Below are 25,626 nucleotides of genomic sequence, written 5' to 3' on the forward strand. Positions count from 1 at the left end.
AGCACCTGTCATTGCGAGCGCAGCGAAGCAATCCAGAATCCCTCCGCGGCAAAGGTCTGGATTGCTTCGCTTGCGCTCGCAATGACGGAAAGAATGAATGCAGGGGGAAACATCAGTGACGGACACATTCGATTTCGTCGTCGTGGGCGCGGGCTCCGGCGGCTGCGCGGTGGCGGGGCGGCTGTCGGAGGATGCGGGGACATCCGTGGCGCTGCTCGATGCCGGCGGTCGGAACGACAATTGGCGGATCACCACGCCGTTCGGACTGGCTTTGCCATACAAGGCGGCGAACTGGGGTTTCGATACCGTGCCGCAGAAGGGATTGAACGGCCGGATCGGCTATCAACCGCGCGGCAAGGGACTCGGCGGATCCTCGGCGATCAACGCCATGGTCTATATCCGCGGCAACAAATGGGACTACGACCACTGGGCCTCGCTCGGCAATGCCGGCTGGTCATATGCCGACGTGCTGCCCTATTTCAACCGCTCGGAGAACAACGCCGATTTCGACGGCGCCTATCATGGCAAGGGCGGCCCGCTGCATGTCAACAGACTGCGCGCGGACAATCCGATCCACGACATCTTCCATCAGGCCGCCCGCGAGGCGCAGTTCCGCATCCGCGAGGACTTCAATGAAGAGGATCACGAAGGGCTCGGCAGCTACCAGGTGACCCAGCACAATGGTGAGCGCTGGAGCGCGGCGCGCGCCTATCTGCATCCCCACATGGACAAGCGCGCCAATCTGCGTGTCGAGACGCAGGCGCATGCCACGCGCATCCTGTTCGAAAGTGGGCGCGCGGTCGGCATCGAATATGTCCAGGGCAAGCAGACAAAGAAGCTACGCGCCCGTCGCGAGGTGATCCTCGCCTCCGGCGCCTTCCAGTCACCGCAATTGCTGATGCTGTCGGGCATAGGCGACGGCAAGGCGCTTGCCGCCCACGGGATCGACGTCGTGCATCATTTGCCGGGCGTAGGACGCAATCTGCAGGATCATCCGGATTTCGTGTTCGTCTACGCCTCCGACTATCCACACTTCGTCCATTCGTCGCTCGGCCGGCTACCATCCCTGCTCCGCGCCATCCAACGATACCGCCGGGAGCGGCGCGGCCTGATGACCACCAATTTCGCCGAGTGTGGCGGCTTCCTGAAGACCCGGGCCGACCTCGATGTGCCCGACATCCAGCTGCACTTCATCATCGCGACGCTCGACGACCACGGCCGCAAGAAGCACAAGGAGGCGGGCTTCTCGTGCCATGTCTGCCTGTTGCGGCCGAAGAGCCGTGGCAGCGTCTGGCTGAAAAGCGCCGATCCGCTGGCAGCGCCGCTGATCGATCCGAATTTCTTGGGCGAGGCGGAGGATCTCGAGACGATGGTCGCGGGCTTCAAGACGACGCGAAGGCTGATGGAGACGCCCGCGATGCGCGCGTTGCAGAAGAAGGACATGTTCACGTCCGATGTGAGAACGGACGACGATATCCGCGCCATCCTGCGCGCGCGTGTCGACACCGTCTATCACCCCGTCGGCACCTGCAAGATGGGCACCGACGCGATGGCCGTGGTCGATCCGGCGCTGAAGGTGCACGGCGTGGAAGGTCTGCGCGTCGTCGACGCCTCGATCATGCCGACACTGATCGGCGGCAACACCAATGCGCCGGCGATCATGATCGGCGAGAAGGCGGCGGATATGATCAGGGGCGAGATGCGGTGACTCTACCTCGTCGTCCCGGCCTAGTGCGCAATTGCGCATGGGGGGCCGGGACGATAGCAGCTTCTCAATTCAGCAAGAACCCGCCGTCCACCGTCACCACACTGCCCGTCATGTACCGCGAGGCCTTCGAGGCCAGCAGCAGGATCGCGCCGTCGAGATCGGACTCGGCGCCGATGCGGCGCTGGGGAATGCGCTTGGTCAGGCGCTCGCCCGGCGGCGTCGCCCAGAACGCGTGGTTCATCTCGGTGTCGATGTAGCCGGGTGCCAGCGCGTTGACGCGGATGTTCTGCCCCGCAAGCTCCAGCGCCATCGCTTTGGTCGCCTGGATGATGCCGGCCTTGGAGATCGCGTAAGGCGACACCGCCTTCAGCACGCCGGTGCCGAGCACGGAGGCGATGTTGACGATGTTGCCTGCCTGCTTGCTCGCGATCATGCGGCGCGCGATCTCGGTCGCGAGGAAATAGGCGCCCTTGAGATTGGCGCCCATCACCGCGTCCCAATCGGCCTCGGTCTGCTCGGTCGCGAGCTTTTCGATCGCGATGCCAGCATTGTTGATCAGCACCGTGACCGGGCCGAGCGCGGCTTCCGTGGCATCGAGGGCCCTGGCGATCGATGCGATGTCGGTGACGTCGAGCGCGACGGCGGCGGCGCGGCCGCCCTTGCCGCGGATCTCGTCTTCCAGGCTCTTCAGCTTGTCGGTCTGCCGCGCCGCGAGCGCGACGGCCGCGCCATGTGCCGCCAACACCCGGGCAAATTGCCGCCCCAAGCCCTGGCTCGCACCTGTGACGAGGATGGTTTCTCGACTGACGTCGAATAGGTCTGACATTGGGCGCGTCCCTGAGCTTTGGGGTCATCGGTTTTGGCCATCAATACAGACGATTTTAACGATCTGAAACCGGAATGATCGGTTCTGCGTTCACTCGTTCCATGGCAGGCTCCCGCGCATGAACAATTTCGATCTCGCCGTCTATGCGGCGCTCGCCATCGCGATCGGCTTCGGTTTCAGGACCGGCCTGCTCGGCAGCGCCATGACGATCCTGGCCTATCTCCTCGCCGCCCCCATCGCGGTTGCGCTGATGCCGCTGATCGTCCCGCAGGTCGCGGGCAATCCGAATGCGCCGCTGCTGCAGAACTGGATCTGGTTCTTCGGCATCTTCGTGGTGGTCGGCATGCTGTTTGGACATCTCGGCCGGCTGGCGCTGAGCGACACGATACGCGACGCCGGCATCGGCGACCGCCTCGGCGGCGCCGCGCTCGGCGCCATCAGGGTCGGCCTCGTCGCCACCACCTTGGTGCTGGTGTTCGACCAGATCGTGCCGGCCAACCGGCAGCCGCCGTTCCTCGCCGGTTCGCATCTGCGGCCGCTGTTCTCGACGGTCGGCCAGATGGGCTTCAAGTCGCTGCCGCCGGAGGCGGCCTCCGCGATCGACCGTCTCAAGCAGGAGCGGCGCATCTGATGAGGCGCATTTGCATCGCCGCGCAAGCGTGCATGCATTTTGATGCGAGCCAATCCCTTATCAGCGGCGCCAAGGTTGGCTAGAATAGCGGCTCTAAAAACCTGCCTGACATTACGGGAGTGAAACAGTGGATCTTGGGATCAAAGGCCGCCGCGCCATCGTCTGCGCATCCAGCAAAGGCCTCGGACGCGCCTGCGCCATCTCGCTGGCCGAGGCCGGCGTTCACGTCACGCTGACCGCGCGCGGCGCCGAGGCCCTGAAGAAGACGGCCGACGACATCCGCAAAGCCTATCCTGATGTGACCGTCACCGAGATCGTCGGCGACATCACGACGCCGGCGGGCCGCGAGGCCGTGCTCAAGGCCTGCCCCGAGCCGGACATCCTGATCAACAATGCCGGCGGACCTCCGCCCGGCGATTTCCGCAACTGGACCCGCGACGACTGGATTAAGGCGATCGATGCCAACATGCTGACCCCGATCGAGCTGATCAAGTCGACGGTGGACGGCATGATGGCCCGCAAGTTCGGCCGCATCGTCAACATCACCTCAGCGGCGGTGAAGGCGCCGATCGACATCCTCGGTCTCTCCAACGGCGCGCGCGCCGGCCTCACCGGATTCATTGCCGGCCTGTCGCGCAAGACCGTGATCAACAACGTCACCATCAACGGCCTGCTGCCGGGCCCGTTTGAGACCGATCGCCTGCGCAGCACCGCGAAGGGGGAATCCGAGAAGCGCGGCATCACGCCGGACCAGGTTCTGGCCGAGCGCGCCAAGCTCAATCCCGCGGGCCGCTTCGGCGATCCCGAGGAGTTCGGCTATGCCTGCGCATTCCTGTGCGGCGCCAAGGCCGGCTTCATCACCGGGCAGAACCTTCTGCTCGATGGCGGTGCCTTCCCGGGAACGCTGTGAGGGCGGTCTGGTACGAGGAGACAGGACCGGCGGCGGACGTCCTCACCTATGGTGAGATGGCCACGCCGGTCGCAGGTCCAGGCGAAGTTCGTATTCGCCTGGAAGCCTCCGGCGTCAATCCGGCCGATGTCGGCCGGCGCGGGGGCGGCTATCGCGCCAAGGAATTTTCGCGCGTCATTCCGAACAGCGATGGCGCGGGCTTTATCGACCAGATCGGCGATGGCGCGACGCGGTTCAAGATCGGCGACAGGGTCTGGCTGTTCAACGGCCAGCGTAACGGCCGCGCCTTTGGCACCGCGGCCGAATATATCGCGCTTGCCGAGCATCTGGTGACGCCGTTGCCGGACAATCTCTCTTTTGCGGAAGGCGCGACGCTGGGCATTCCCGCAATGACGGCGTGGTGCTCCCTGTTTGCGGACGGGCCGATCGTCGGCAAGTCGGTGCTGGTCACCGGCGGCGCGGGTGCAGTCGGACATTACGCCGTGCAACTCGCGAAATGGGGCGGCGCGCAGGTGATCGCGACCGTCAGCTCGGCGATAAAAGGCGAGCATGCGCGACAAGCCGGTGCCGATCTCGTGGTCAATTACAGGGACGAAGATGTCGTTGCCAAGGCCATGGCCTTCACCGGCGGACGCGGGGTCGACCAATTGGTCGATGTCGATTTCGGCGGCAACATCGCGACGACCCTGAAGTTGATGGCCATGAATTCGACAATCGCGGTCTACGCCACGAACGGCAACCGCACGCCGACCGTGCCGATGCGCGAGCTGATGGAGAAGTGCATCACGCTCCGCTCGCTCGTCTTGTTCGCGCTGCCGCCGGCGCTGCTTGCGGCGGCGCAGGCCGACATCTCGAAATGGCTGGCAGCGGGGCCGCGAATCCACAATGTCGCGGCGCAGTTTGCGCTGTCGGAGACGGCGCAGGCCCATGTCGCCGTCGAGAAAGGCGACAAGCTCGGCACCGTGGTGGTCGACTGCGCGCGCTGATATCGGCCGGAATCACCGCTGCTTGGTGATCTCGTCTTCGTCCCGCTGGCTTGGAGCGGATGAATCGGCCACCAGGTCTCCGTCGGTCCAGTCGACGCCGAATTCATCGAGCCCGTCGGCGAGCAGATCGCCCAGCATCGGCTCACCGAGCAGATAATGCGCCGTCTCGCGCCGGGGACTGCGATACTCCGCGCGTGCCTCCACGGCGCGTGCGCGCAAATCGTCCCAATCGTCGATCGTGCCGTCGCCGCGGCCGAGCCAGGTCAGCGCGACGAGATCGATCTGCTCGTCCTCGTTCATGGCCACGATGAAACTTCCGAGTTCGTTGACGACCGGATCGGAGCCGTCATCCTCGAGGACGTCGACCGCATCGTCATCAGTCGCATTCGAGCCGGAATCCGGATCGGAATCCGCCTGCTTGACGTCGAATTCACGCGCCTTTTCGATGATGAAGGCGACCTTCTCCGCGGAAATCGCAAGCTCTGGCATGGCTGGCCCTTTGTCTTTCCCTGGGTTCCCGCGATAACGCCGCACGGCGTCAGATGATCCATTGCGCCTGAGGGCGAAACTGCGCATGTTCCCCCGCAAAGCAAGAACATCAAACAAGAACATGGGGATGCGCCGGATGCAGTGGAAAGTCGGCAGGGTCAAGATCACCAAACTCGTCGAGATGGAGACGGTGGGTTCAACCCGCTTCATCCTCCCGGCAGCAACCAACGATGAAATCCGGAAGCTGCCCTGGCTGATCCCGCATTTCGCCACGGAAGAAGGCCGGCTGAAAATGTCGATCCATTCGCTGGTGCTCGAAACTCCTTCGCGCCGCATCGTGGTCGATACCGGACTTGGCAACGACAAGCAGGGCCGCAACGTCCCGACCTGGAACAATCGCACCACACCATTCCTGGAGACGATGATTGCGGCGGGCTTTCCGCCCGACAGCATCGATACCGTGCTGTGCACGCATCTTCATGTCGATCATGTCGGCTGGAACACGAAATGGGTCGACGGCAAATGGGTGCCGAGCTTCCCCAACGCGCGCTACGTCTTCGGCAAGACCGAATACCAGCACTGGCGCGACCACTCCACCGAGCCGGACAAGCAGGCCGTGTTTGTCGATTCCGTGAAGCCGATCGTCGATGCCGGCCGGGCGGAGTTGGTCGCGAGCGACCACCGGCTCAGCGAGGAGATCAGCATGATCCCAACCCCCGGCCACAGCCCCGGGCATATGAGCGTTCTGATCCGGTCGGACGGCGAGCAGGGACTGCTGACGGGCGACGTCGCCCATCATCCCTGCCAGATGGCGCATCTCGGCTGGTCCTCGAACGCGGATTCCGATCAGAGCCAATCTGCCGCGACGCGGCGCGAATTGTTCGGCCGGTTTGCCGACACCCCGACGCTGGTGATCGGCGGGCACTTTTCGGCCGGGCACATCAAGCGGGATGGGGACGCATTCAGGTTCGAGGCGCTGGCCTAGTCTCGTGCCCCGGACGAACCTCCCGAATCGAGAGGGCTGCAATGCGCCCTCTTTGAGCGGTTGAATTTCCCGCCGCCCTGTTCCATGAAGCTGTTTAACCGATCGGTCCATTCCAGGGAGAAACGAGAATGAAGCTTGTTCGTTATGGCGAGAAGGGTGCGGAAAAGCCCGGCCTGATCGACAAATCCGGCCAGTTGCGGGACCTATCGGCGCATGTGAAGGACCTGACCGGCGAGGCCTATTCGCCCGAGAGCCTGAAGAAGCTGGCGGCGCTCGATCCCGCCTCGCTGCCCGCCGTCTCCGGCAAGCCGCGGTTCGGCGCCCCCGTTACCGGCATGTCGAAATTCGTGGCGATCGGCCTCAACTACAGCGACCACGCCAAGGAGACCGGCGCGGAGATCCCGAGCGAGCCGATCATTTTCATGAAGGCCAACACCTCGCTGTCCGGCCCGAACGACGCCATCGAGAAGCCGCGCGGCTCGACCAAGCTCGACTGGGAGGTCGAGATCGCCGCGATCATCGGCACCCGCGCAAAATACGTTTCGGAAGCCGACGCGCTCAACCACGTCGCCGGCTACTGCGTCTGCAACGACGTCTCCGAGCGCGCCTTCCAGATCGAGCGCCTGGGTCAGTGGACCAAGGGCAAGTCGCACGACACGTTCGGCCCGCTCGGCCCCTGGCTCGCCACCAAGGACGAGATCAAGGACGTGCAGAACCTGCCGATGTGGCTCGACGTGAACGGCCAGCGCCGTCAGACCGGCTCGACCAAGACTATGATCTTCTCGATGGCCAAGTGCATCTCCTATGTCTCGCAGTTCATGACGCTGCTGCCGGGCGACATCATCACGACAGGCACCCCGCCCGGCGTCGGCCTCGGCATGAAGCCGCCGACCTTCCTCAATGTCGGCGACGTCATCACGCTCGGCATCGAGGGTCTTGGCGAGCAGCGCCAGGAGATCGTCGCGGCGTAAGCCTCGGCCAGCGCACACTCGTCGTCATGCCCGGGCTTGTCCCGGGCATCCACGTCTCACAGTCTAGCCACGCGGAAGCGCGTGGATGGCCGGGTCAAGCCCGGCCATGACGGACGAGACACCATTTGCTCAAGACCGATCGCAGGGAATTGTCCCATGAAGCTCACCTTCTCCCCCGCCTCGCCCTTTGCCCGCAAGGTGCGCATCGCCGCGATCGAGCTCGGGCTGATCGACAAGATCGAACTCACGCCGGCGAGCGTCGCGCCCGGCACGGCCAACGAGGACTATTCACGCATCACGCCGCTGAAAAAGCTGCCGGTGCTGATCACCAATGACGGCGACGTCATCCTGGACTCGTATGTCATCGTCGAATACCTCAACGAGATGGCCGGCGGCAGCCTGATCCCCGATTACGGTCCGCGGCGCTGGAAGGCCAAGACCAATCATTCCCTGATCAACGGCATGCTCGATTCCATGCTGCTGTGCCGCTACGAGAAGATGGTGCGACCGCAGGGCCTGCAATGGCAGGCGTGGTCGGACGACCATTGGAATCGGGCCTGGACCGGCATGGCGCGCTTCGAGAACATGCCCGATGTCCTCAACGGTCCGTTCGACATCTCGCAGATCGGCCTCGTCTGCGTGCTCGGCTATGCCGACTTCCGCTTCGCCGATTGCGGCTGGCGCAAGGCCTATCCGAAGCTCGATGCCTTCCATCAAAAGATGCTCGAGCGGCCCTCCGTGAAGATCTCGGTGCCGCCGGCGGCGTAAAGCGCGGGAGTTCATATGAGCCTGAAATACGCGGTCGGCGATCTCACCATCCATCGCATCATCGAGCAGGAAACCTCGTTCGTCCCGGCGCTGGAGATGTTGCCGGGGCTGACACCGGAGCTGCTGGCCGAGAACCGCGCGTGGATGAGGGAGGCGAAAGCCTTGGATGACGGCGACACATTGATGCTGTGCTTCCAGTCCTATGTGATCAAGACGCCGCACCACACCATTCTGGTCGACAGCTGCATCGGCAACGACAAGCCGCGGCCGCAGCGCCCGAAATGGAACATGAAGACCGACGACACCTATCTGCGCGGACTCAACGCTGCCGGATTCTCGCCTGACGACATCGACTTCGTGATGTGCACGCATCTGCATGTCGATCACGTCGGCTGGAACACGCGTCTGGAGAACGGCCGCTGGGTGCCGACCTTCCCGAAAGCGCGCTACGTCTTCGCCAAGCAGGAGTTCGATCATTGGACCGAGCAGAACGCGAAGGCGGAGGTGCCGCCCTTCGCCGACAGCGTGCTGCCGGTGGTCGAGGCCAAACGCCACGAGCTTGTCGGCAACGATCACCAGATCGGCGATCACGTCCGCATCCTGCCGACGCCGGGCCACACGCCGGGCCATATCGCCATCACGATGGGCCACGGCAAGGACGACGCCGTGTTCTCCGGCGACCTCATGCACTCACCGATCCAGACGCTCTATCCGGAGCTGTCGGTCAAGTTCGACCTCGATCAAGCCAGGGCGGCAACGACGCGCCGCAGCTTCCTGGAACGCTATTGCGACACCGACACGCTGTGCTGCACCGCGCATTTCCCGTCGCCGTCCGTTGGGAAGATCCGGCGCAAGGGCAGTGGCTTCGTATGCGCGGCGGTGTAGTCGAATGGCGCAATCGTAGGGTGGGCAAAGCGAAGCGTGCCCACCATGCCAAACGCGTTGTAGAATGATGGTAGGCACGGCGCGCGAAGCGCGCCTTTGCCCTCCTTACGATTCCACCCGTGTGGAGAAAGCAAATGACAATGCTCCCCGACATCCCGCTCCCCGCCGGCATCCGCTCACGCTATGTCGACGATATCAACGGCCTGCGCATGCATGTGCTGGAGGCCGGCTTCGAGACCAAGGGGCGGCCCTGCACCCTGCTGCTGCACGGCTTTCCCGAGCTTGCCTTCTCCTGGCGAAAGGTGATGCCGGCGCTGAGCTCGGCTGGCTATCACGTGATCGCGCCGGACCAGCGCGGCTATGGCCGGACGACGGGATGGAGCGCGGAGTATGACGGCGATCTCGCGCCCTTTTCGCTCTTCAACCTGGTGCGGGATGCGCTCGGGCTGGTGTCGGCGTTCGGCTACAGGCAAGTCGACGTGGTCGGACATGATTTCGGCAGCCCAGTCGCGGCCTGGTGCGCGCTGATGCGGCCCGACGTATTTCGTTCGGTGACGATGATGAGCGCGCCATTCGGCGGAGCGCCGCCGCTGCCGTTCAACACGGTCGACACGCCGGTAAAGCCAGCGGCCGAAGACCCCGTGCATCGCGAGCTCGCCGCCTTGCCGCGTCCACGCAAGCATTATCAATGGTACTATGCGACACGCCCGGCCAATGCCGACATGCACCGCGCGCCACAGGGCGTGCATGATTTCCTGCGCGCCTACTATCATCACAAGAGCGCGGACTGGACCGACAACAAGCCATATCCGCTGAAATCCTGGTCGGCGAACGAGCTTGCGAAGCTGCCGACCTATTATGTGATGGACCTGAACGAGACCATGGCCGAGACGGTCGCGAAGGAGATGCCCTCGCAGGCCGCAATCGCCGCCAATCAATGGCTGCCCGACCGCGAGCTCGGCTACTACAGCGCCGAATATGGCCGCACTGGATTCCAGGGCGGCCTGCAATGGTACCGCTGCGGCACATCGGGCGCATTCAACAGCCAGCTCCAATTGCTGGCCGGCCGCAACATCGACATCCCCTCCTGCTTCATCTCGGGCAAGCAGGATTGGGGCACCTATCAGCGTCCCGGCGTATTCGAGGCCATGCAGGCGCGGGCCTGCACGAAGCTGCTGGGCTGCCACCTCGTCGATGGCGCCGGTCACTGGGTGCAGCAGGAGCAGCCGGCCGAGGTGAGCCGCCTGCTGCTCGATTTCCTGGCGAAGAGCCGCGGCGTGGTTTGACCCGGTAACCCAAGCGCCCTATATAGTTTAGAATTATTCTAAACTAATCAGACAGGGCCGCCGTGAAGAATTTTGCCGATCTGACCGAGCGCGAGGTGCTTGCGGTCGCAATCTCCTCCGAGGAGGAGGACAGCCGCATCTACATGAGCTTCGCCGAAGACTTGAAGGAGCGCTATCCGGACTCCGCCAAGATCTTCGAACAGATGGCCGAGGAAGAGCGCGGCCATCGCCACATGCTGCTGGAAATGTACGAGCAGCGCTTCGGTCCGCATTTGCCCCCGATCCGCCGCGAGGACGTCAAAGGCTTCCTGCGCCGCCGTCCGGTCTGGCTCACCAAAAACCTGTCGCTCGACACCATCCGCAAGGAGGTCGAGACAATGGAATTGCAGGCCGAGCGCTTTTACGTGAAGGCCGCTGAACAGGCGCAGGATGTCGGCGTGCGCCGCCTGCTCGGCGATCTGGCCGAGGCCGAGAAGGGCCACGAAGAGGTGGCGGCGAAGCTGACGGATCGGATCCTGAGTTCAGACGTGCGCGCCGAGGAAGACCGCACCAACCGGCGCATGTTCGTGCTGCAATATGTGCAGCCAGGTCTCGCCGGCCTGATGGACGGCTCCGTCTCGACGCTGGCGCCGCTGTTTGCGGCTGCCTTCGCCACGCATCAGAATTGGCAAACATTTCTGGTCGGCCTCGCCGCCTCGATCGGTGCCGGCATCAGCATGGGCTTTGCGGAAGCGCTGTCCGATGACGGCTCGCTGACCGGGCGTGGTTCGCCCTGGCTGCGCGGTCTCACCTGCGGCTTGATGACGACGCTAGGCGGGCTTGGGCACACCCTGCCCTATCTCGTGCCCGATAGCTGGGCCAACGCATTCTGGATCGCGACGGGAATCGCCGGAATTGTCGTGTTCTTCGAATTGTGGGCGATCGCCTTCATCCGCGCGCGCTACATGGACACGCCGTTCCTCCAGGCCGTGTTCCAGATCGTGCTCGGCGGCGCGATCGTGCTGGCGGTGGGGATATTGATCGGAGCGGCGTAGGACGCCTTCATGCCCCGGCTTGACCGGGCATCCAGCACGCCGCGACCTGTCCGTGTCCAATCGGCGCCGGTGGAATACTGGATCGCCCGGTCAAGCCGGGCGATGACTGCGAGTGGTTGCTTGGCTCACCGCGTTCCGTCTTGCTCAGATGTCAATCGCGATCAAACGGCGGTTGCGGTGCTGGGCCAAACTGCGCATCATTGTTCCACGCTAAGAACAGGAGATGCGGGATGGCCAAATCCGAATGGAGCTTCAAGAGCGCGGTCGAGCTGTCGGCGGCACTGACGGCCAAGAAGGTTTCCGCGGTCGAGCTCACGCAGGATGCGATCGACCGCATCGAACGGCACGACAGCAAGGTCAACGCGATCTGCGTCCGGGATTTCGACCGTGCGCTGGACGCCGCACGCGAGGCAGACGCCGCATTGGCGCGCGGCGAGCGAAAGCCGCTGCTCGGTCTCCCCATCACTGTGAAAGAATCCTACAACATCGCCGGCCTGCCCACGACCTGGGGCTGGACGCCGCAGAAAGATTTCAAGCCGGCGGAGGACGCGCTGTCGATCGCCCGGGTCAAGGAGGCCGGTGGCGTCATCCTCGGCAAGACCAACGTCCCCGTGGGCTTGGCGGATTGGCAGAGCTACAACGAGATCTACGGCACGACGAACAATCCGTTCGATCTCGGCCGCACGCCGGGTGGCTCGTCGGGCGGCTCGTCTGCGGCGCTCGCGGCAGGCTACGGACCACTCTCGCTTGGGTCCGACATCGGCGGCTCGTTGCGCGTGCCCGCCTTCCATTGCGGGGTCTATGCGCATAAGCCGACCTACAATCTCTGTCCAACGCGTGGCCACACGCCGCCGCCCTTTCCAGCCATCCCGATGGAGCGCGATATGGCGGTGATCGGTCCGATGGCGCGGAGCGCAGTCGACCTGCCCCTGCTCCTGGACGTGATGGCAGGCCCCGATCCGTTGGACCTGGGCATCGGATACAAGCTCGCGCTGCCGGAGGCGCGACACCGCGCGCTGAAGGATTTCCGGGTGCTGGTGATCGACAGCCATCCGCTGCTGCCTGCGAATGCAGATATTCGCGGCGCGATCGAAAAACTGGCGGGGCAATTGACGGGCACGGGCGCGCGCGTCGCGCGCGAAAGTCCGCTGTTTCCGGACTTCACGGAGGCTTCTCGCCTCTACATGCGCATGCTGATGAGCTTCCTCGGCGCCTTCCTTCCGCCGGACAATCTCGCGCGCGCGCGTGCCGGTGCAGCGCAGCTCTCACCCGACGACAAGAGTCTCGCTGCCGAACGGCTGCGTGGTATCACCAGCACGCATCAGGCCTGGGTATTCGACGAGGGCGCCCGCGCCGGCCTGCGCGCGCAATGGCGGCAATTGTTCAAGACATTCGATGCGGTGATCTGTCCGATCATGCCCACGCCGGCCTATCCGCATGATCATTCGCCGGAGCAGGAAAAGCGCCGAATCAACATCGATGGCAAGGACCACGCCTATCCGGACCAGCTTGCGTGGCCCGGCATCGCCACGCTGACGGGCCTGCCGGCAACGGCTGTTCCACTCGGCCTATCGAAGGACGGCCTGCCGGTCGGCGTGCAAATCATCGGGCCCTTCCTCGAGGACCACACGCCGTTGAAGCTCGCCGAGCTGATCGAACGCGAGTTCGGCGGGTTCGTGCCGCCGCCCTTGTTCAATGACTGAGAGAAACCCCATGAGCAACGACCTCGAACAGCTCACCGCGCTCAACCGCGACTATGTGGCCTCGGTGCAGAATTGCGACGTCAAGCGCTTCGACGAGATTTTGGCGCCGGAGTTCTACTGCTCCAATCCCGACAAGACGCTGGTCGATCGCGAGGCCTTCCTGAAGCAGACGGCGCGGCCGATTGCGATCCGAAACCTCAGAGAGCACGACGTCATCATCCGTATCATGGGTGATTTCGCCATCATCCACGCGGCAACGAGCTACACCAATGCGGACGGCCAGCAGGCCACCGGGCGCTATACCGATTGCTGGGCGAAGACGAACGGGACGTGGCTGGCGGTGTCGGCGCACGTGTCGCGGTAAAGAGCGCGTCACACCACACATTCTCCGGCACAGCCAGATATTCGGGAGGCCGCGAGCTCACCGCTCCAGATTCTTCAGCAGCAATTTCAGCGCTGTCGCTGCAAAGGTCTGCATATTGGCCAAGCGGTCGTTGCTGCCCGTCTCAAGCGTCATCACCTCGACTGCGGGCCCGGCGACCGCCATGCAGCTGTGGCCCGCCGCATCGCCGTAGCGATTGCCGGTGGGACCGGACGCCCCGGTCTCCGACAGGCCCCAATCGCAGTTGAAACGGCTGCGCATCTGCCCGGCCAGCAATTGCGCGTAGGGCTCCGAGGAGGAACGAAAGCCCTTCATTCCTTCGTCCGAAATATCCATCAGCACGCGCCTGGCATCGCGAGTGTAGACCACGGCCCCGCCGAGGAAATAAGCGGACGCGCCGGGCACCGCGAGAAGGCTGGCCGAGATCAGGCCGCCGGTCGAGGATTCCGCAACAGCAATGGTCTGTTTGCGCGCGATCAGCTTCGCTGCGACCTGTTCCGCAATGCCGACGAGCTCTTTCATTCCTTGACCCCTTATTGCTTCGCAACCGAGCTCGGCCTTTCTAGCATATGACAGCGCCGTTGGCCGAGTTGCAGCCAACGGGCAGGCCTGCTTGAATGGCGGCCAAAGGGCGGAGCGGCCAAGCTCTGCCCGCGGGAAAGACGCGACGAGGAAACGTGAAGGACACGTCATGGCGTCCCTGATCGCCGGCGGAGTGGATTGCGATGTGCATCCGGCCGTGCCGCATCTGACCAGCCTGCTGCCGTACCTGAACGAGTATTGGCGCGATCAGGTGACGACGCGCGGCATGGTCGATCTCATCTCGCAATCCTACCCGCAGAACTCGCCGATCACGGCGCGGCCCGACTGGCGCCCCGAAAGCGGCAAGCCGGGTGAAAGCCTGGCGGACATGCAGCGCCATGTGCTCGATCCCTTCCAGCTCTCGCACGCCATCTGCAATCCGCTCTACGGCGTGCAGATGGTGTTTTCAGAGGATCTGCAGGCCGCCTTCTGCCGCGCGCTGAACGACTGGCTCGTGAAGGAATGGCTCGATCGCGATCCGCGGCTGCGCGGCTCGATCGTGATCCCCACCCAAAGCGTCGAGAAGGCCGTCGCCGAGATCGAGCGCTGTGCGACGGACCGCCGCTTCGTGCAGGTGCTGATGCTCGTGATGGGCGATACGCCGCTCGGCAAGCGCGCGCTCTGGCCGATCTACGAGGCGGCGGAACGGCTGGAATTACCGATCGGCATTCATGCCGGTTCCGCCTATCACAATCCGCCGACCGCCGTGGGCTGGGGTTCCTACCACATCGAGGATTATGCCGGTCAGGCCCAGGCGTTCCAGACCCAGCTCACCAGCCTGATCGTCGAGGGCGTGTTCGTCAAATATCCGCGGCTGAAGATGGTGATGCTTGAATCCGGGGTGTCCTGGATCTCCCCATTTCTATGGCGCCTGCACAAGTTCTGGCGTGGGGTGCGGATGGAGACGCCGTGGGTTGATCGCGCGCCGCTGGACATTGTGCGCAGCAACATCCGCTTCTCGTTGCAGCCATTCGATGCACCGCCGGATGAGGCGACATTAATTCGCCTGTTTGATCATATGCAGTCCGACGAATTGGTCGTATTCTCCACCGACTATCCGCACTGGCAGTTCGACGGCCAGGAGGCGCTGCCCGCAGGTCTCACCCCCGATCTCGTGCGCAAGATCATGATCGATAATCCGCATGCGACCTATCCCCGCCTGACTTAGCCGCTGCCAAAGGAGGCAAGGCGATGAATATTCAGTTCCGCGAAAGCTCCGAAGCCGCTTCCCCACTGGCCGTCAAAACCGCGATCGCGGACTGCGACATCCATCCGGCACGCGCGACCCGCGCCGAGCTCTATCCCTACCTGGCCAAACGCTGGCAGCATCATCTCGAAGTGTACGGCGTCCATGCCTATCAGGGCATGATGGAAGGCCCGCCCTATCCGAAGGCCCAGCCCAACGCCTCGCGCCGCGACGCCTATCCGCCGGAAGGCGGGCCGCAGGGCTCCTCGCTGTCCTTCATGCAGAAGCAGCTGCTCGATCCCAACAACGTGCAGCTCGGCGTGCTCAATCCGCTCAACACCGGGCAAGGCATCCGCAATCACGAGCTTTCGGCGGCCTTGTGCTCGGCGATCAACGACTGGCAGATCGACAAATGGACCAGCAAGGACAAGCGGCTGAAGGCGTCCATCGTCGTCGGCAATGAGGACGGGCTGTCAGCCGCCGCGGAAATCCGCGAGCGTGCCGGCGACAAGAATTTCGTGCAGGTGCTGCTGCTCAGCCGCAATGTCGAGCCGCTCGGCCAGCGTCGCTACTGGCCTATCTATCAGGCTGCGGAAGAGGCCGGCCTTCCCGTCGGCGTCCACGCCTTCGGCTTCGGCGGCAACCCCATCACGCCGTCGGGCTGGCCCTCCTATTACATCGAGGAGATGGTCGGCCACTCGCAGTGCCAGCAATCGGCGCTCGCAAGCCTCGTGCTGGAGGGCGTGTTCGAGCGCTTCCCGAAGTTGAAGATGGTGATGATCGAGGCCGGCTTCGGCTGGGCGCCGTCGCTAGCATGGCGGCTCGACAAAGTCTGGCAGCGCCTGCGCAGCGAGGTGCCGCATGTCAAGCGGCCGCCGTCCGAATATATCCGCGAGCAGGTGTGGTGGACGACGCAGCCGATGGAGGATCCGGAGCGGCGCGAGGATCTGTTCGATGTCATCAAGTGGATCGGCTGGGACCGGCTACTGTTCGCGACCGACTATCCGCACTGGGATTACGACGAGCCGTCGCGCGTGCTGCCCGCGGGCGTCAGCGACGACGACCGCGAGGCCTTCTATCTCGGCAATGCGAAGAAGCTGTACGGGATCAGTTGATGGCGCGGCATGTGATTGCCGCGGTCGACGAGCTTCCGCCCGGCACGCGAAAATTTCTGGAGATCGACGGACGGCCGATCGCAATCTTCAACATCAAGGGTGAATATTTCGGCCTGATGAACCGCTGCCCGCATCAGGGCGCTGCGCTGTGCGAGGGACCCTTGATCGGGCTCGCGCAATCGAAGGATCCGGGCGAGATCGAATATACCAAGCTCGGCGAGATCATTCGCTGCCCCTGGCATGGCTGGGAGTTCGACATCCGCACCGGCCAGTCCTACTGCGACCCTCGCCGCTTCCGCGTGAAGGCCTACCCGGCCCATGTCGAGCCGGGTGCAAGCGTGGTGAAGGGGCCGTATGTCGCCGAGACGATACCCGTGAAGATCGAGAGCGACTACGTCGTGGTGGAGCTGTAGCGAGAAGCAGGTTGCGCGGACATGCGCCGGCACGATTTCAGGCCTTATTCCGCGTTGCCGCGATCATCCACTCACGGAATGCGGCGAGCTTCGGCGCTTCGCGGCGCCCCTCCGGCGCGACCAGGTAGAAGCCCGCATCGGCCGGCAGCGCGATCTTGAAGGGGACCACTAGTCGCCCCTTGGCGATGTCGTCCTGGACATAGGAGGTCCGCCCCATCGCCACGCCGATGCCGTCGATCGCGGCCTGGATGGTCATGAAGATCATGTCGAAGGTGATGCCGGGCTGCCTGGCGATGTCGGCCGGCAGACCCGCCGCCGTCAACCACAGCCGCCAGTCGTCGCTGTTGGCGTTGGAGGTGTGCAGCAGCATGTGGCTCTTGAGGTCCTCGGGACAGCGCAACGGCTTGTCGCCACGCAGCAGAGACGGGCTGCAGACCGGAAACAGCTCGTCCGCCATCAGCCAGTCGGCGCGCAAGCCCGGCCACTGGCCGCGCCCGTAGCGGATCGCGGCATCGACATTGTCGCGCTGGAAGTCGACGAGGCTGGTGGAGGTCGTGATACGGACGTCGATGCCGGGATGGTGCTCCTGGAAATCGGTCAGCCGCGGCAGCAGCCATTTTGCGGCGAGCGAAGCCAGCGTCGAGACCGTCAGCACCTTGTCATCGTCCTTGCGCAGCAGCCGATCGGTGGCAAGCCGGAGGTCGTTGAAGGCGGCGCGGACGCCCGGCAGATAGTCGCGCGCCTCGGCCGTCAGCGCCAGCGCGCGGTTCTGCCGGACGAACAGGCGGATGCCGAGCTCCTCCTCGAGCCTGCGGATCTGGTGGCTGATCGCGGTCTGGGTCACGTTCAGCTCGGACGCCGCCAGCGTGAAGCTGAGATGGCGCGCGGCGGCCTCAAAGGCCCGCAATCCATTCAGGGAGGGCAATCTGGCAGTCATCTGGCAGCAGGATACATGACGTTATTTCATGCGAAAGAGTACAAATTGTCGTTTGTCGCAGTGCACCCGGAAGCAGATATTAGCGGTCAACTTAGCTCCAGGAGCTGGCAATGTCTACTTTGACCCAGAATTCGATGACAAATCATCATGCGCCAGGGCTGATCCACCAGATCGGCGAGACGCTTCACGTTTGGCACGAGCGTTACCGGACCCGGCGTGAGCTCACCAACTGGTCCGCGCGCGACCTTCAGGACGTCGGACTGTCCTGGAGCGATGTCGCCTACGAGGCCGACAAACCCTTCTGGCGGGCCTGATTGGCCGCCAGGCCGGCGCCGCCTGACTGTGGGGGCGCCGGCGGTCCCTTTCCCCTTTGGTCCCCTTGGGGGCGCGTGTCATGAGCACCCTTCGCCTGGAAGATCTGAAGCAATATTCGGACACGCTGCGCACGCGACACGGCGAGGCGCTGCGCGTTCGTTTCGTCGAGCCGCGCGACACCGAGGAGCTCCAGCACTATTTTCGCTCGCTCTCGACGCGGTCCCGATACAACCGCTTCTTCGGCGCGATCAGCGAACTGCCGCAGGGCCTGCTGCACGAATTCCTTCAAATCGGCGAGCGCGAACGTTTTACCGTGGTGGCGACCATGATGGTCGACGGCTTCGAGACCATCGTCGCCGAAGCGCGCTATGCGCTGCATGCCGAAACCGCGACGCTTGAATTCGGTCTGTCGGTTGCCGACCGCTGGCAGGGCCACGGCATCGCCACCGTGCTGATGAAGAATCTTGAATGCCGCGCGGCCGCGCTCGGCGCCGACCACATGTTCGGCGACACGCTGCGCTCCAACGCCGCCATGATCTCGGTCGCGCGTAAATCGGACTTCGCCTTCGTCAACCATCCGGACGACTGGAAGCTAGTGCGCTTCGACAAGGAGATCTCCGTCGCACCGAAAGACATTCCCTGCGCGAGCTGGCGCCTCGTCGCTCTTTCCCGTCAGGCCGATAGCCCCTCAGCCTCGGCCTGACACCACTCGAGCCCGGCCTGGCGAAAACCAGAGCCGGGCATTTTTGCGCCGCTACTTCCCCGTGAACACCGCCTTGCGTTTCTCGATGAAGGCCTGCACCGCTTCCTTGTGATCGGCGGTCGTGGTCAGGCGAACCAGACGTTCGGCCTCGTGGTCGCGCGCGGTCTCGAAGTCGAACAGCAGGGCCTCGTCGAGATTGTCCTTCATGTAGCGCAACGCGAGGCGCGGACCTTCAGCGAGGGATTTTGCCAGTGCAAAGGCCTCCGCCTGCAATTTGTCATCGGGCACCACGCGGTTGACGAGGCCGATGGCCTCGCACCTGACAGCATCGACCCGATCGCCGGTGAACAGCAGCTCGCGCGCCCGCGCGGTGCCGACGAGGCGCGTCAACAGCCACGCGATGCCATAGTCGCCGGACAGCGCGATGCGCGCATAGCCGGTGGCCACGAAGGCCGATTGCGCGGCAATGCGGATATCGCAGGCCATGGCGATGGCGAGCCCCGCGCCGACCGCCGGCCCCGGCAGCGCCGCGATGGTCGGCTTGCGCACCGACACCAGCGCGCCGGTGAGCAGGCGCTGCCGCTCCTGGAGATCGGCGACCTTGTCGTCAAAGGACATCTCCAGCTTCTTCGGGTCGCGATGCGCGCCCATGCCCTTGACGTTGCCGCCGGCGCAGAACGCTTCGCCGGCGCCGGTGATCAGCAGCGCGCCGACATCGGGGTTCTCGCCGCAGGAGCGGATCATCGTACGCAGCGCCGGGGTCAGCGCGTCCGACAGCGAGTTGCGCGCCTCGGGCCGGTTCAGCGTGATCAATGCGACGCGATCGCGGATCACGCAGAGGAGTTCACTGGTGCCGGTATCGATGGTGGTTTCCGTGGACATGATTCCCGCCCTTGTAGGATGGGCAAAGCGAAGCGTGCCCACCAATTGCTGTTTCGTCGTTGATAGTGGGCACGGCGCTATGCGCCTTTGCCCACCCTACGGCAGCTTGCCTCAAAACTTCTCCACCCAGGGCCGCAGCTCCAGCTCCCAGCTCCAGGCGCTGCGCGGCTGCTGCAACACGTTCCAGTAGCTCTCCGCGATGGCATCGGGATCGAGCATTGAATCCGGCTTCTCCGGCGCTTCCGTGCGCGCTGCGCTCCTGATGCCGCCATCGATCACGAAATGGGCGACATGGATGCCTTGCGGCGACAATTCGCGCGCCATGCTCTGCGCGAGCCCGCGCAGTGCGAACTTGCCCATCGCGAACGGCGCGGACTGCGCATAGCCCTTGACGCTTGCCGAAGCGCCGGTGAACAGGATCGCGCCGTGCTGGTTCGGCAGCATGCGCCTGGCCGCTTGCTGCGCCACCAGGAAGCCGCCATAGGCACTGACCGCAATGGCGTTCGCCACGTCGGCCGGAACGAGATCGACGAACGGCCCGCGCGCGCGGCCGCTGGCGTTGTAGACGACCACGTCGGGCATGCCGATCTCGCGTTCGACCAGGCCAAACAGGCGTTCGACCGCATCAGGCTCGGTGGCGTTGCAGGCATAGGCCTTGGCGCCGGTCTCGCTGCAGAGCGCGCCGAGCTTCTCGATTTTTCGCGCGGCCAGCGCGACGCGGATGCCCTGGGCGGACAACAACCGCGCCAGCGAGGCGCTCAGGCCTTCGCCGGCGCCGACGATGAGGGCGATCTTGTATTTCGGGTGTTCCATGGCGTGATCTCTCGAAGACGGGAAGCCGCTGATCTATGCACGGTCCGCGCGGACAACCAGCCGGGACGATCATAATTCCGCAGAGCGAATTGCGCCCTCACGGCGATCATGCCTCCCTGACAATTTGCGGCTTTATCCGCTTTCGCGACTGGAGCATGATCGACATCATCACAAGCGGCAAGCGCCAAATCAGCGCAAAATGACCGCAAGGCGGAAACGAAGAGGATGATCATGCGACAGCCGGCCCCCGCGCAGCCAAAACAGGTCGCGGCCGCACCATCCGGACTGCTGGCTCCCGATACCACCGGCATGAATTTCTACCGCGCCGATCAGGCACTCACCGATCTCCTCCGCATTCATCTACCGGAGACGCTATTCCGCCACATCGAGCCGCATCTCGATCGGCTGGGCGAACTCGCCGGCGGCGTGCTCGATGAATGCGCGCGGCTCGCCGACCGGCACACACCGGTGCTGCACCAGCGCGACAAGTTCGGTCGCGACGTGCAGTGGATCGAATACCACCCGGCCTATCGCGAGCTGGAGAAGGCCGCCTTCGGCGAGTTCGGCATCCACGCGCTCTCGATCCGCAAGGGCATCATGGGCTGGCCGGACAAATATCCTGTCGTCGCCAAGCACGCCTTCACCTTCCTGTTCAACCAGACCGAATTCGGCATGGGTTGCCCGATCAACGTAACCGACGGCTGCGCCAAGCTGCTCGCGAATTTCGGCAGCGAGGCGCTGAAGGCGAAATATCTCGACGGACTAACCCAGACCGACATGAGCAAGCTGACCCAGGGCGGCCAGTTCATGACCGAGAAGGAAGGCGGCTCCGATGTCGGCACGCTGACCACGACGGCCGTGCAGGAAGGCGACCATTGGCGCCTCACCGGCGAAAAATGGTTCTGCTCGAACGCCGACGCAAAGATCGTGATGCTGCTGGCGCGCCCCGAAGGTGCCGGCCCCGGCACGCGCGGAGTCGGCCTGTTTCTGATGCCGCGCTTCCTCGACGACGGCTCGCAGAACCACTACCGGATCGTGCGTCTGAAGGACAAGCTCGGCACGCGCTCGATGGCCTCGGGTGAAATCAAGCTCGAAGGCGCGATCGCCTACGCGGTCGGCAAGCTCGACCGCGGCTTCGTGCAGATGGCCGAGATGGTGAACTCGTCGCGGCTCTCAAATGGCGTCAAATCCACCGCGCTGATGCGGCGGGCCTACCATGACGCGATGACGGTGGCGAAAAACCGCGTGGTGTTCGGCAACCGCATCATCGACCTGCCGCTAGGTCGGCGCCAGATGCTGAAGATCATGCTGCCGGTCGAGCAGGCGTTGTCGATGAGCTTTCTCACTGCGGACGCGCTCGACCGCGCCGAGGCCGGCAGCCAGGATGCGGCCGCACTGCTGCGCATCCTGACGCCGACCTTGAAATTCCGCGCCACCCGCGATGCGCGAAAGGTCTGTGGCGATGCGCTCGAGATGCGCGGCGGCATCGGCTATATCGAGGAATTCGCGACCGCCCGCCTGCTCCGCGACGCGCATCTCGGTTCGGTCTGGGAAGGCACCGGCAACATCGTCGCGATCGATGCGCTGAGGCGTGCGGTCGGCCGCCACGGCGCCGAATCCGCGCTGGCCGCCGATCTGCATGCTCGCCTCGATGACAGCCCCTCGGTGCCGCAGGCCTGGCGCGACCGGCTGCACACGCTCACCGATCGTGCGGTGGGCTTCGCACGCGAGGTCGCGGGAAAGGCCGACAATGAGGCCGATGCGCGCCGCGCCACCAGCCTGCTCTATCATGTCGCCGGTGCCGTCGCGCTCGCCTGGGAGGCGCATCGTATTCACGACATGCGGGGCGATGCGCGCAGGCTGTTGTTGTCGCGGCTGGTGATCGATCACCGGGTGTCGCCGAGCGATCCGTTCCGGCTGACGGAAAATGCCGTGCAGCAGAAGATCGCGGCGCTGCTGCTCGGCGATCGTGCAGGCAGCATGAGCGAGGTTGGCGAACTGGTCCTGGCAGCGTAGGCTGCACCCACGTTCGAAGCAAAAAAAGCGATAGGGAGTGCTCGATGAAGGCGGCCGTCCTCCATGAAGTCAACAAGCCCCTAGTCATCGAGGATGTCAGCCTGCCGAAGCCCGGCCCGCGCGAGGTCCTGATCCGGACCTCGGCCGCAGGTCTCTGCCACTCCGATCTGCACTTCATGGAAGGCCTTTATCCGCATCCGCTGCCCGCGGTGCTCGGGCACGAGTCGGCCGGTGTCGTCGAGCAGGTCGGCTCCGACGTCACCTATGTGAAGCCCGGTGATCATGTCGTCACCTGTCTTTCGGTATTCTGCGGCACCTGCGACAACTGCACCACGGGCCGCACGGTGCTCTGCACCGACACCACGGTGAAATTGCTGCCGGGGGTGTCCAATCGGATGCAATGGGCTCGCTCCGAGAAGCTGCATCAGTTCCTCAACCTCTCGTCCTTCGCCGAGCAGATGCTGGTGCACGAGAACGCGATCGTCAAAATCCGCAAGGAGATGCCGCTCGATCTGGCCGCGCTGATCGGCTGCGGCGTCATCACCGGCTACGGCGCGGTCGTGAACACGGCGAAGGTGACGGCCGGCGAGACCGTGGCCGTGATCGGCTGCGGCGGTGTCGGCATGGCCGCGATCAACGGCGCGCAGATCGCGGGCGCCGGCCGCATCATTGCCATCGACACCAACCCGGCCAAGCTCCAGCTCGCGACCAAGCTGGGCGCCACCGACATCATTAATCCGGCAGACGGCGACGTCGTGAAGCAGGTGCGCGATCTCACCAATGGCGGCGTGCATCATTCCTTCGAGGTGCTCGGCCGCAAGGAGACCGCGGAGCAGGCCTTCGGCATGCTCGCCTCGGGCGGCACGGCCACCATCGTCGGCATGATTCCGTTCGGCCAGAAGATCGAGCTGCACGGCTTCGACTTCCTGCGCGAGCGCAGGATCCAGGGCTCATCGATGGGCTCGAACCATTTTCGCGTCGACATGCCGCGGCTGGTGGATTTCTACCTGCGCGGCCGGCTGCATCTGGAAGACTGGATCTCGGCCAAGCTGAAGCTCTCCGAGATCAACGAAGGGTTTGCCAACATGAAGGCCGGCAAGACGCTGCGCAGCGTGATCATGTTTGACAGCTGATGGCTCGATGACGCGGGTCGCCCAGGATTAAGGCAACTGGTCCGGGCCGGCCAAGTCGCCACGCGACTCTTTCAGGAGCAGCAGCGCCGCAGCTGTCACGAGACCCGTGGCGAGCAGGTACAGGGGCGATATGTTCAAACCGGGCCCTTCGATGACCAGATAGGAGAACAATCCCGCGGTCGACGCGATGAAGCCGAGCCAAGCAAGCTTCGGAAAGCGAAATCCACGTTCGCCGCGCCAAAGATCATGCACGAGGTAGTACACGAGAAGGCTGTTGCAGAGTGCCGCCGGCAGCACGCCCAGGACGATTCCGTTTTCGAACGCGAGATAGGATAACACGCCGTCGACCTGAGCAATCACCGCGAAGGGCACATAGCGCGGATTGAGGCAGGCCAGCGCGATCGACGCAAGCTCGAACGCGTAGAAGTACCGCTCGTGCATCTTCGGGAGCAGATACGGCATGAGCATGAGCGATACACAGGCGACGAGCAGAATAAACTCCGGCCCCGCCCGTCGAGAGCGCGCGATGAAGATCGACAAGGCGAGCCCGCTCGCGGCCGCGAGCACCATGCCGACGGCGACTCCGATCGCGTACGGCAGTCCGCCAGCCAGCACCCAGATGTTCGCTGCGTTCATGGTGAGGCGATTGAAGGTGTGAGCTTGGTCCAGATAGACCGCGAACACGGAGGCCAAAGATCTACCGGCGACCAGAACCGGAATGGCGAGAACCACATAGATCCCGGGAACGGTGGCGAGCCATGCCGGGTGGATCCTGCGGCGCAGAATCATGCCGAGCACGAAGGGTCCCAGGAACACGCCCTGAGCCTTCACCGAAAATGCCATCGCAAATGACGCAACGCCATTTCGGTCCCGCATGAACAGCGCGATGGAAACCAGCGTGAAGTACGTCCAGATCGAATCACTCTCCGCCCACACCGCGCCGTTGAAGATCACCGTCGGTGCAAGCCAGACAGCGCAGAAGGCCAGGGAAGCTCGCAACGGCAGCTTTGTCGCTCGCCAGACGATCTGGGCCACAGTGATCGCGCAGCCCAACTCGAATACTGCCGAGATCGCTTTCACGAGGGAAAGTGGCTCGCCTAGCCAATCAAATCGGGCGGCAATCAGCAGGAGGTAGCTGTAGAACGGCGTGTAGTTGGTAAAGGCTTCGGCCAGCCCGGCGACTCCGTGATCGCGAGCAAAGACATACCAGGGGATCAGATGCTGAATGGCGTCATCGGTCGCGTGTTCCCGGGCAACGTAGCGGAGCGCAAGGCCGACAAGTCCACATCCGATCGCGACGGCGATTGCAAGCCGCCAACTCTCTGGCTGCGTCTTGTTCGGATTGACGTCATGACCGGGCCCGCGGATCGCGTCGATTCCAACAATGTCTTTTGTCACGCGATCACTCGTGAGGCTCCATTTCGTGACCCAACCTCTACGGGCCATCAATTCATAGCTGGATAACGTCTGGTTTCGCAGGTCTTAAGATTGCCGCGAAACGGTTGCTTGGTTAGCGAATGCTTTAGAGGAATTGACGCTCGTCGAAATGGCTGCCGGCGGGAAGGTAAGCCCGGCAAGACCAAATCTTGACCAACTGATGAACTGTCCTGGAGCATGACGGCGGAGGCTGGAGCGGCACTATCGCTGCAAATGTCGCGTGAAGATCCGCACCACATGGCCCCTGACCCGCGGCGCCTCGTCGTAGAGGTCTGAGGCGAGCCGCTCGATGGTCTCGCGCAGCGACAGGAACTGGGCCTGCCGCGCGCTGCTTTCGGTGCCTTGCATGCCCGCAAGCTCGTCCATGGCGGCGTCGCTGATCTGGCACTGCACGACCTCGCCGTCGTTCAGCATGGTGAAGCGAAAGGCGAGCCGTTCGAGATCATGGCCAATGATCCTGTCGCGCATGAGTGGCATCAATTCGTCCCGGTCGACCCCCGCGCCGAAAATGCCGAAAATCCCGCTGCTTG

27 protein-coding genes are annotated in these 25,626 nt (G+C 64.0%); 19 read left to right on the forward strand and 8 right to left on the reverse strand.

Translation table 11 applies throughout. The features are described from left to right. The first annotated feature begins 115 nt into the window (after positions 1–115). The gene (locus IVB19_RS33730) at positions 116–1,708 is read left to right on the forward strand and encodes a GMC family oxidoreductase (RefSeq protein ID WP_018457561.1); all 1,593 of its coding nucleotides are present in this window, start codon (positions 116–118) and stop codon (positions 1,706–1,708) included. A gap of 64 nt (positions 1,709–1,772) precedes the next feature. Here IVB19_RS33730 and IVB19_RS33735 read toward each other — a convergent pair whose 3' ends face one another. Continuing rightward, positions 1,773–2,534, reverse strand: coding sequence for an SDR family oxidoreductase (locus IVB19_RS33735; protein WP_026233399.1), 762 nt, complete (start codon positions 2,532–2,534; stop codon positions 1,773–1,775). Between the two features lie 118 nt (positions 2,535–2,652). Between IVB19_RS33735 and IVB19_RS33740 the strand changes: the two genes are divergently transcribed. From IVB19_RS33740 to IVB19_RS33750, 3 genes are all read left to right on the forward strand, one after another. After that, positions 2,653–3,165 (forward strand): CvpA family protein, encoded by a 513-nt coding sequence (locus IVB19_RS33740; protein ID WP_247820784.1) that lies wholly within the window; start codon positions 2,653–2,655, stop codon positions 3,163–3,165. A gap of 127 nt (positions 3,166–3,292) precedes the next feature. Beyond that, positions 3,293–4,075 (forward strand): SDR family oxidoreductase, encoded by a 783-nt coding sequence (locus IVB19_RS33745; protein ID WP_007605221.1) that lies wholly within the window; start codon positions 3,293–3,295, stop codon positions 4,073–4,075. Beyond that, a complete protein-coding gene (locus IVB19_RS33750; RefSeq protein ID WP_018457564.1) occupies positions 4,072–5,061 on the forward strand; it encodes an NADPH:quinone reductase in 990 nt (329 codons plus the stop codon). Before IVB19_RS33745 ends, IVB19_RS33750 begins: the two co-directional genes overlap by 4 nt. Positions 5,062–5,073: 12 nt before the next feature. Here IVB19_RS33750 and IVB19_RS33755 read toward each other — a convergent pair whose 3' ends face one another. Then, the gene (locus tag IVB19_RS33755; protein WP_018457565.1) at positions 5,074–5,550 is read right to left on the reverse strand and encodes a DUF3775 domain-containing protein; all 477 of its coding nucleotides are present in this window, start codon (positions 5,548–5,550) and stop codon (positions 5,074–5,076) included. A gap of 136 nt (positions 5,551–5,686) precedes the next feature. Between IVB19_RS33755 and IVB19_RS33760 the strand changes: the two genes are divergently transcribed. From IVB19_RS33760 to IVB19_RS33795, 8 genes are all read left to right on the forward strand, one after another. Then, positions 5,687–6,535, forward strand: coding sequence for an MBL fold metallo-hydrolase (locus IVB19_RS33760; protein ID WP_026233400.1), 849 nt, complete (start codon positions 5,687–5,689; stop codon positions 6,533–6,535). Positions 6,536–6,663: 128 nt separating this feature from the next. Then, positions 6,664–7,506, forward strand: coding sequence for a fumarylacetoacetate hydrolase family protein (locus IVB19_RS33765; protein WP_018457567.1), 843 nt, complete (start codon positions 6,664–6,666; stop codon positions 7,504–7,506). Positions 7,507–7,662: 156 nt separating this feature from the next. Continuing rightward, positions 7,663–8,274 carry a glutathione S-transferase family protein gene (locus IVB19_RS33770; RefSeq protein WP_018457568.1) on the forward strand — a complete coding sequence of 204 codons (612 nt, stop codon included), beginning with the start codon at positions 7,663–7,665 and terminating at the stop codon, positions 8,272–8,274. A gap of 15 nt (positions 8,275–8,289) precedes the next feature. Then, positions 8,290–9,159 (forward strand): MBL fold metallo-hydrolase, encoded by an 870-nt coding sequence (locus IVB19_RS33775; RefSeq protein ID WP_018457569.1) that lies wholly within the window; start codon positions 8,290–8,292, stop codon positions 9,157–9,159. Positions 9,160–9,293: 134 nt separating this feature from the next. Beyond that, positions 9,294–10,445 carry an alpha/beta hydrolase gene (locus IVB19_RS33780; protein WP_026233401.1) on the forward strand — a complete coding sequence of 384 codons (1,152 nt, stop codon included), beginning with the start codon at positions 9,294–9,296 and terminating at the stop codon, positions 10,443–10,445. Positions 10,446–10,507: 62 nt separating this feature from the next. After that, positions 10,508–11,479 carry an iron exporter MbfA gene (mbfA, locus tag IVB19_RS33785; protein WP_018457571.1) on the forward strand — a complete coding sequence of 324 codons (972 nt, stop codon included), beginning with the start codon at positions 10,508–10,510 and terminating at the stop codon, positions 11,477–11,479. 230 nt (positions 11,480–11,709) lie between these two features. Continuing rightward, on the forward strand, positions 11,710–13,182 hold the full coding sequence (locus IVB19_RS33790) for an amidase (protein ID WP_018457572.1): 1,473 nt from the start codon (positions 11,710–11,712) through the stop codon (positions 13,180–13,182). 10 nt (positions 13,183–13,192) lie between these two features. Continuing rightward, positions 13,193–13,546, forward strand: coding sequence for a nuclear transport factor 2 family protein (locus IVB19_RS33795; protein ID WP_018457573.1), 354 nt, complete (start codon positions 13,193–13,195; stop codon positions 13,544–13,546). 57 nt (positions 13,547–13,603) lie between these two features. On the opposite strand, the gene IVB19_RS33800 is transcribed toward IVB19_RS33795, so the two are convergent. After that, the gene (locus tag IVB19_RS33800; protein ID WP_018457574.1) at positions 13,604–14,086 is read right to left on the reverse strand and encodes a CinA family protein; all 483 of its coding nucleotides are present in this window, start codon (positions 14,084–14,086) and stop codon (positions 13,604–13,606) included. Between the two features lie 169 nt (positions 14,087–14,255). Between IVB19_RS33800 and IVB19_RS33805 the strand changes: the two genes are divergently transcribed. The 3 genes from IVB19_RS33805 to IVB19_RS33815 are packed head-to-tail and all read left to right on the forward strand — an operon-like array spanning position 14,256 to position 16,860. Next, complete coding sequence (locus IVB19_RS33805) at positions 14,256–15,314, forward strand: amidohydrolase family protein (RefSeq protein WP_018457575.1); 1,059 nt, start codon at positions 14,256–14,258, stop codon at positions 15,312–15,314. Between the two features lie 23 nt (positions 15,315–15,337). Further along, positions 15,338–16,447 carry an amidohydrolase family protein gene (locus IVB19_RS33810; protein ID WP_018457576.1) on the forward strand — a complete coding sequence of 370 codons (1,110 nt, stop codon included), beginning with the start codon at positions 15,338–15,340 and terminating at the stop codon, positions 16,445–16,447. Continuing rightward, entirely contained in the window at positions 16,447–16,860 is a 414-nt protein-coding gene (locus IVB19_RS33815; RefSeq protein WP_018457577.1) for a Rieske (2Fe-2S) protein, read from the forward strand. Before IVB19_RS33810 ends, IVB19_RS33815 begins: the two co-directional genes overlap by 1 nt. 37 nt (positions 16,861–16,897) lie before the next feature. On the opposite strand, the gene gcvA is transcribed toward IVB19_RS33815, so the two are convergent. Continuing rightward, entirely contained in the window at positions 16,898–17,797 is a 900-nt protein-coding gene (gene gcvA / locus IVB19_RS33820) for a transcriptional regulator GcvA (RefSeq protein ID WP_026233402.1), read from the reverse strand. Positions 17,798–17,907: 110 nt separating this feature from the next. Here gcvA and IVB19_RS33825 point away from each other — a divergent pair, with 110 nt between their 5' ends. Together IVB19_RS33825 and IVB19_RS33830 are read left to right on the forward strand one after the other, a co-directional pair. After that, a complete protein-coding gene (locus IVB19_RS33825; protein ID WP_007599575.1) occupies positions 17,908–18,111 on the forward strand; it encodes a DUF1127 domain-containing protein in 204 nt (67 codons plus the stop codon). A gap of 80 nt (positions 18,112–18,191) precedes the next feature. Further along, a complete protein-coding gene (locus IVB19_RS33830) occupies positions 18,192–18,815 on the forward strand; it encodes a GNAT family N-acetyltransferase (protein WP_018457580.1) in 624 nt (207 codons plus the stop codon). 51 nt (positions 18,816–18,866) lie between these two features. Here IVB19_RS33830 and IVB19_RS33835 read toward each other — a convergent pair whose 3' ends face one another. Both IVB19_RS33835 and IVB19_RS33840 read right to left on the reverse strand, forming a co-directional pair. Beyond that, complete coding sequence (locus tag IVB19_RS33835; protein WP_018457581.1) at positions 18,867–19,697, reverse strand: enoyl-CoA hydratase; 831 nt, start codon at positions 19,695–19,697, stop codon at positions 18,867–18,869. 111 nt (positions 19,698–19,808) lie between these two features. Beyond that, a complete protein-coding gene (locus IVB19_RS33840; RefSeq protein ID WP_018457582.1) occupies positions 19,809–20,510 on the reverse strand; it encodes an SDR family NAD(P)-dependent oxidoreductase in 702 nt (233 codons plus the stop codon). A gap of 231 nt (positions 20,511–20,741) precedes the next feature. Between IVB19_RS33840 and IVB19_RS33845 the strand changes: the two genes are divergently transcribed. Further along, a complete protein-coding gene (locus tag IVB19_RS33845; RefSeq protein ID WP_026233403.1) occupies positions 20,742–22,526 on the forward strand; it encodes an acyl-CoA dehydrogenase family protein in 1,785 nt (594 codons plus the stop codon). A 44-nt stretch (positions 22,527–22,570) separates the two neighbouring features. Next, positions 22,571–23,659, forward strand: coding sequence for a Zn-dependent alcohol dehydrogenase (locus IVB19_RS33850; protein WP_018457585.1), 1,089 nt, complete (start codon positions 22,571–22,573; stop codon positions 23,657–23,659). Positions 23,660–23,686: 27 nt separating this feature from the next. On the opposite strand, the gene IVB19_RS33855 is transcribed toward IVB19_RS33850, so the two are convergent. Both IVB19_RS33855 and IVB19_RS33860 read right to left on the reverse strand, forming a co-directional pair. Next, positions 23,687–25,057, reverse strand: a complete 1,371-nt coding sequence (locus tag IVB19_RS33855; protein WP_018457586.1) for a putative hexosyltransferase — start codon at positions 25,055–25,057, stop codon at positions 23,687–23,689. 240 nt (positions 25,058–25,297) lie between these two features. Further along, positions 25,298–25,573, reverse strand: coding sequence for a DUF1488 family protein (locus IVB19_RS33860; protein ID WP_026233404.1), 276 nt, complete (start codon positions 25,571–25,573; stop codon positions 25,298–25,300). Positions 25,574–25,626 lie beyond the last annotated feature (53 nt).

This window comes from Bradyrhizobium sp. 187 (genome assembly GCF_023101005.1).
Classification (GTDB): Bacteria; Pseudomonadota; Alphaproteobacteria; order Rhizobiales; family Xanthobacteraceae; genus Bradyrhizobium; species Bradyrhizobium canariense_D.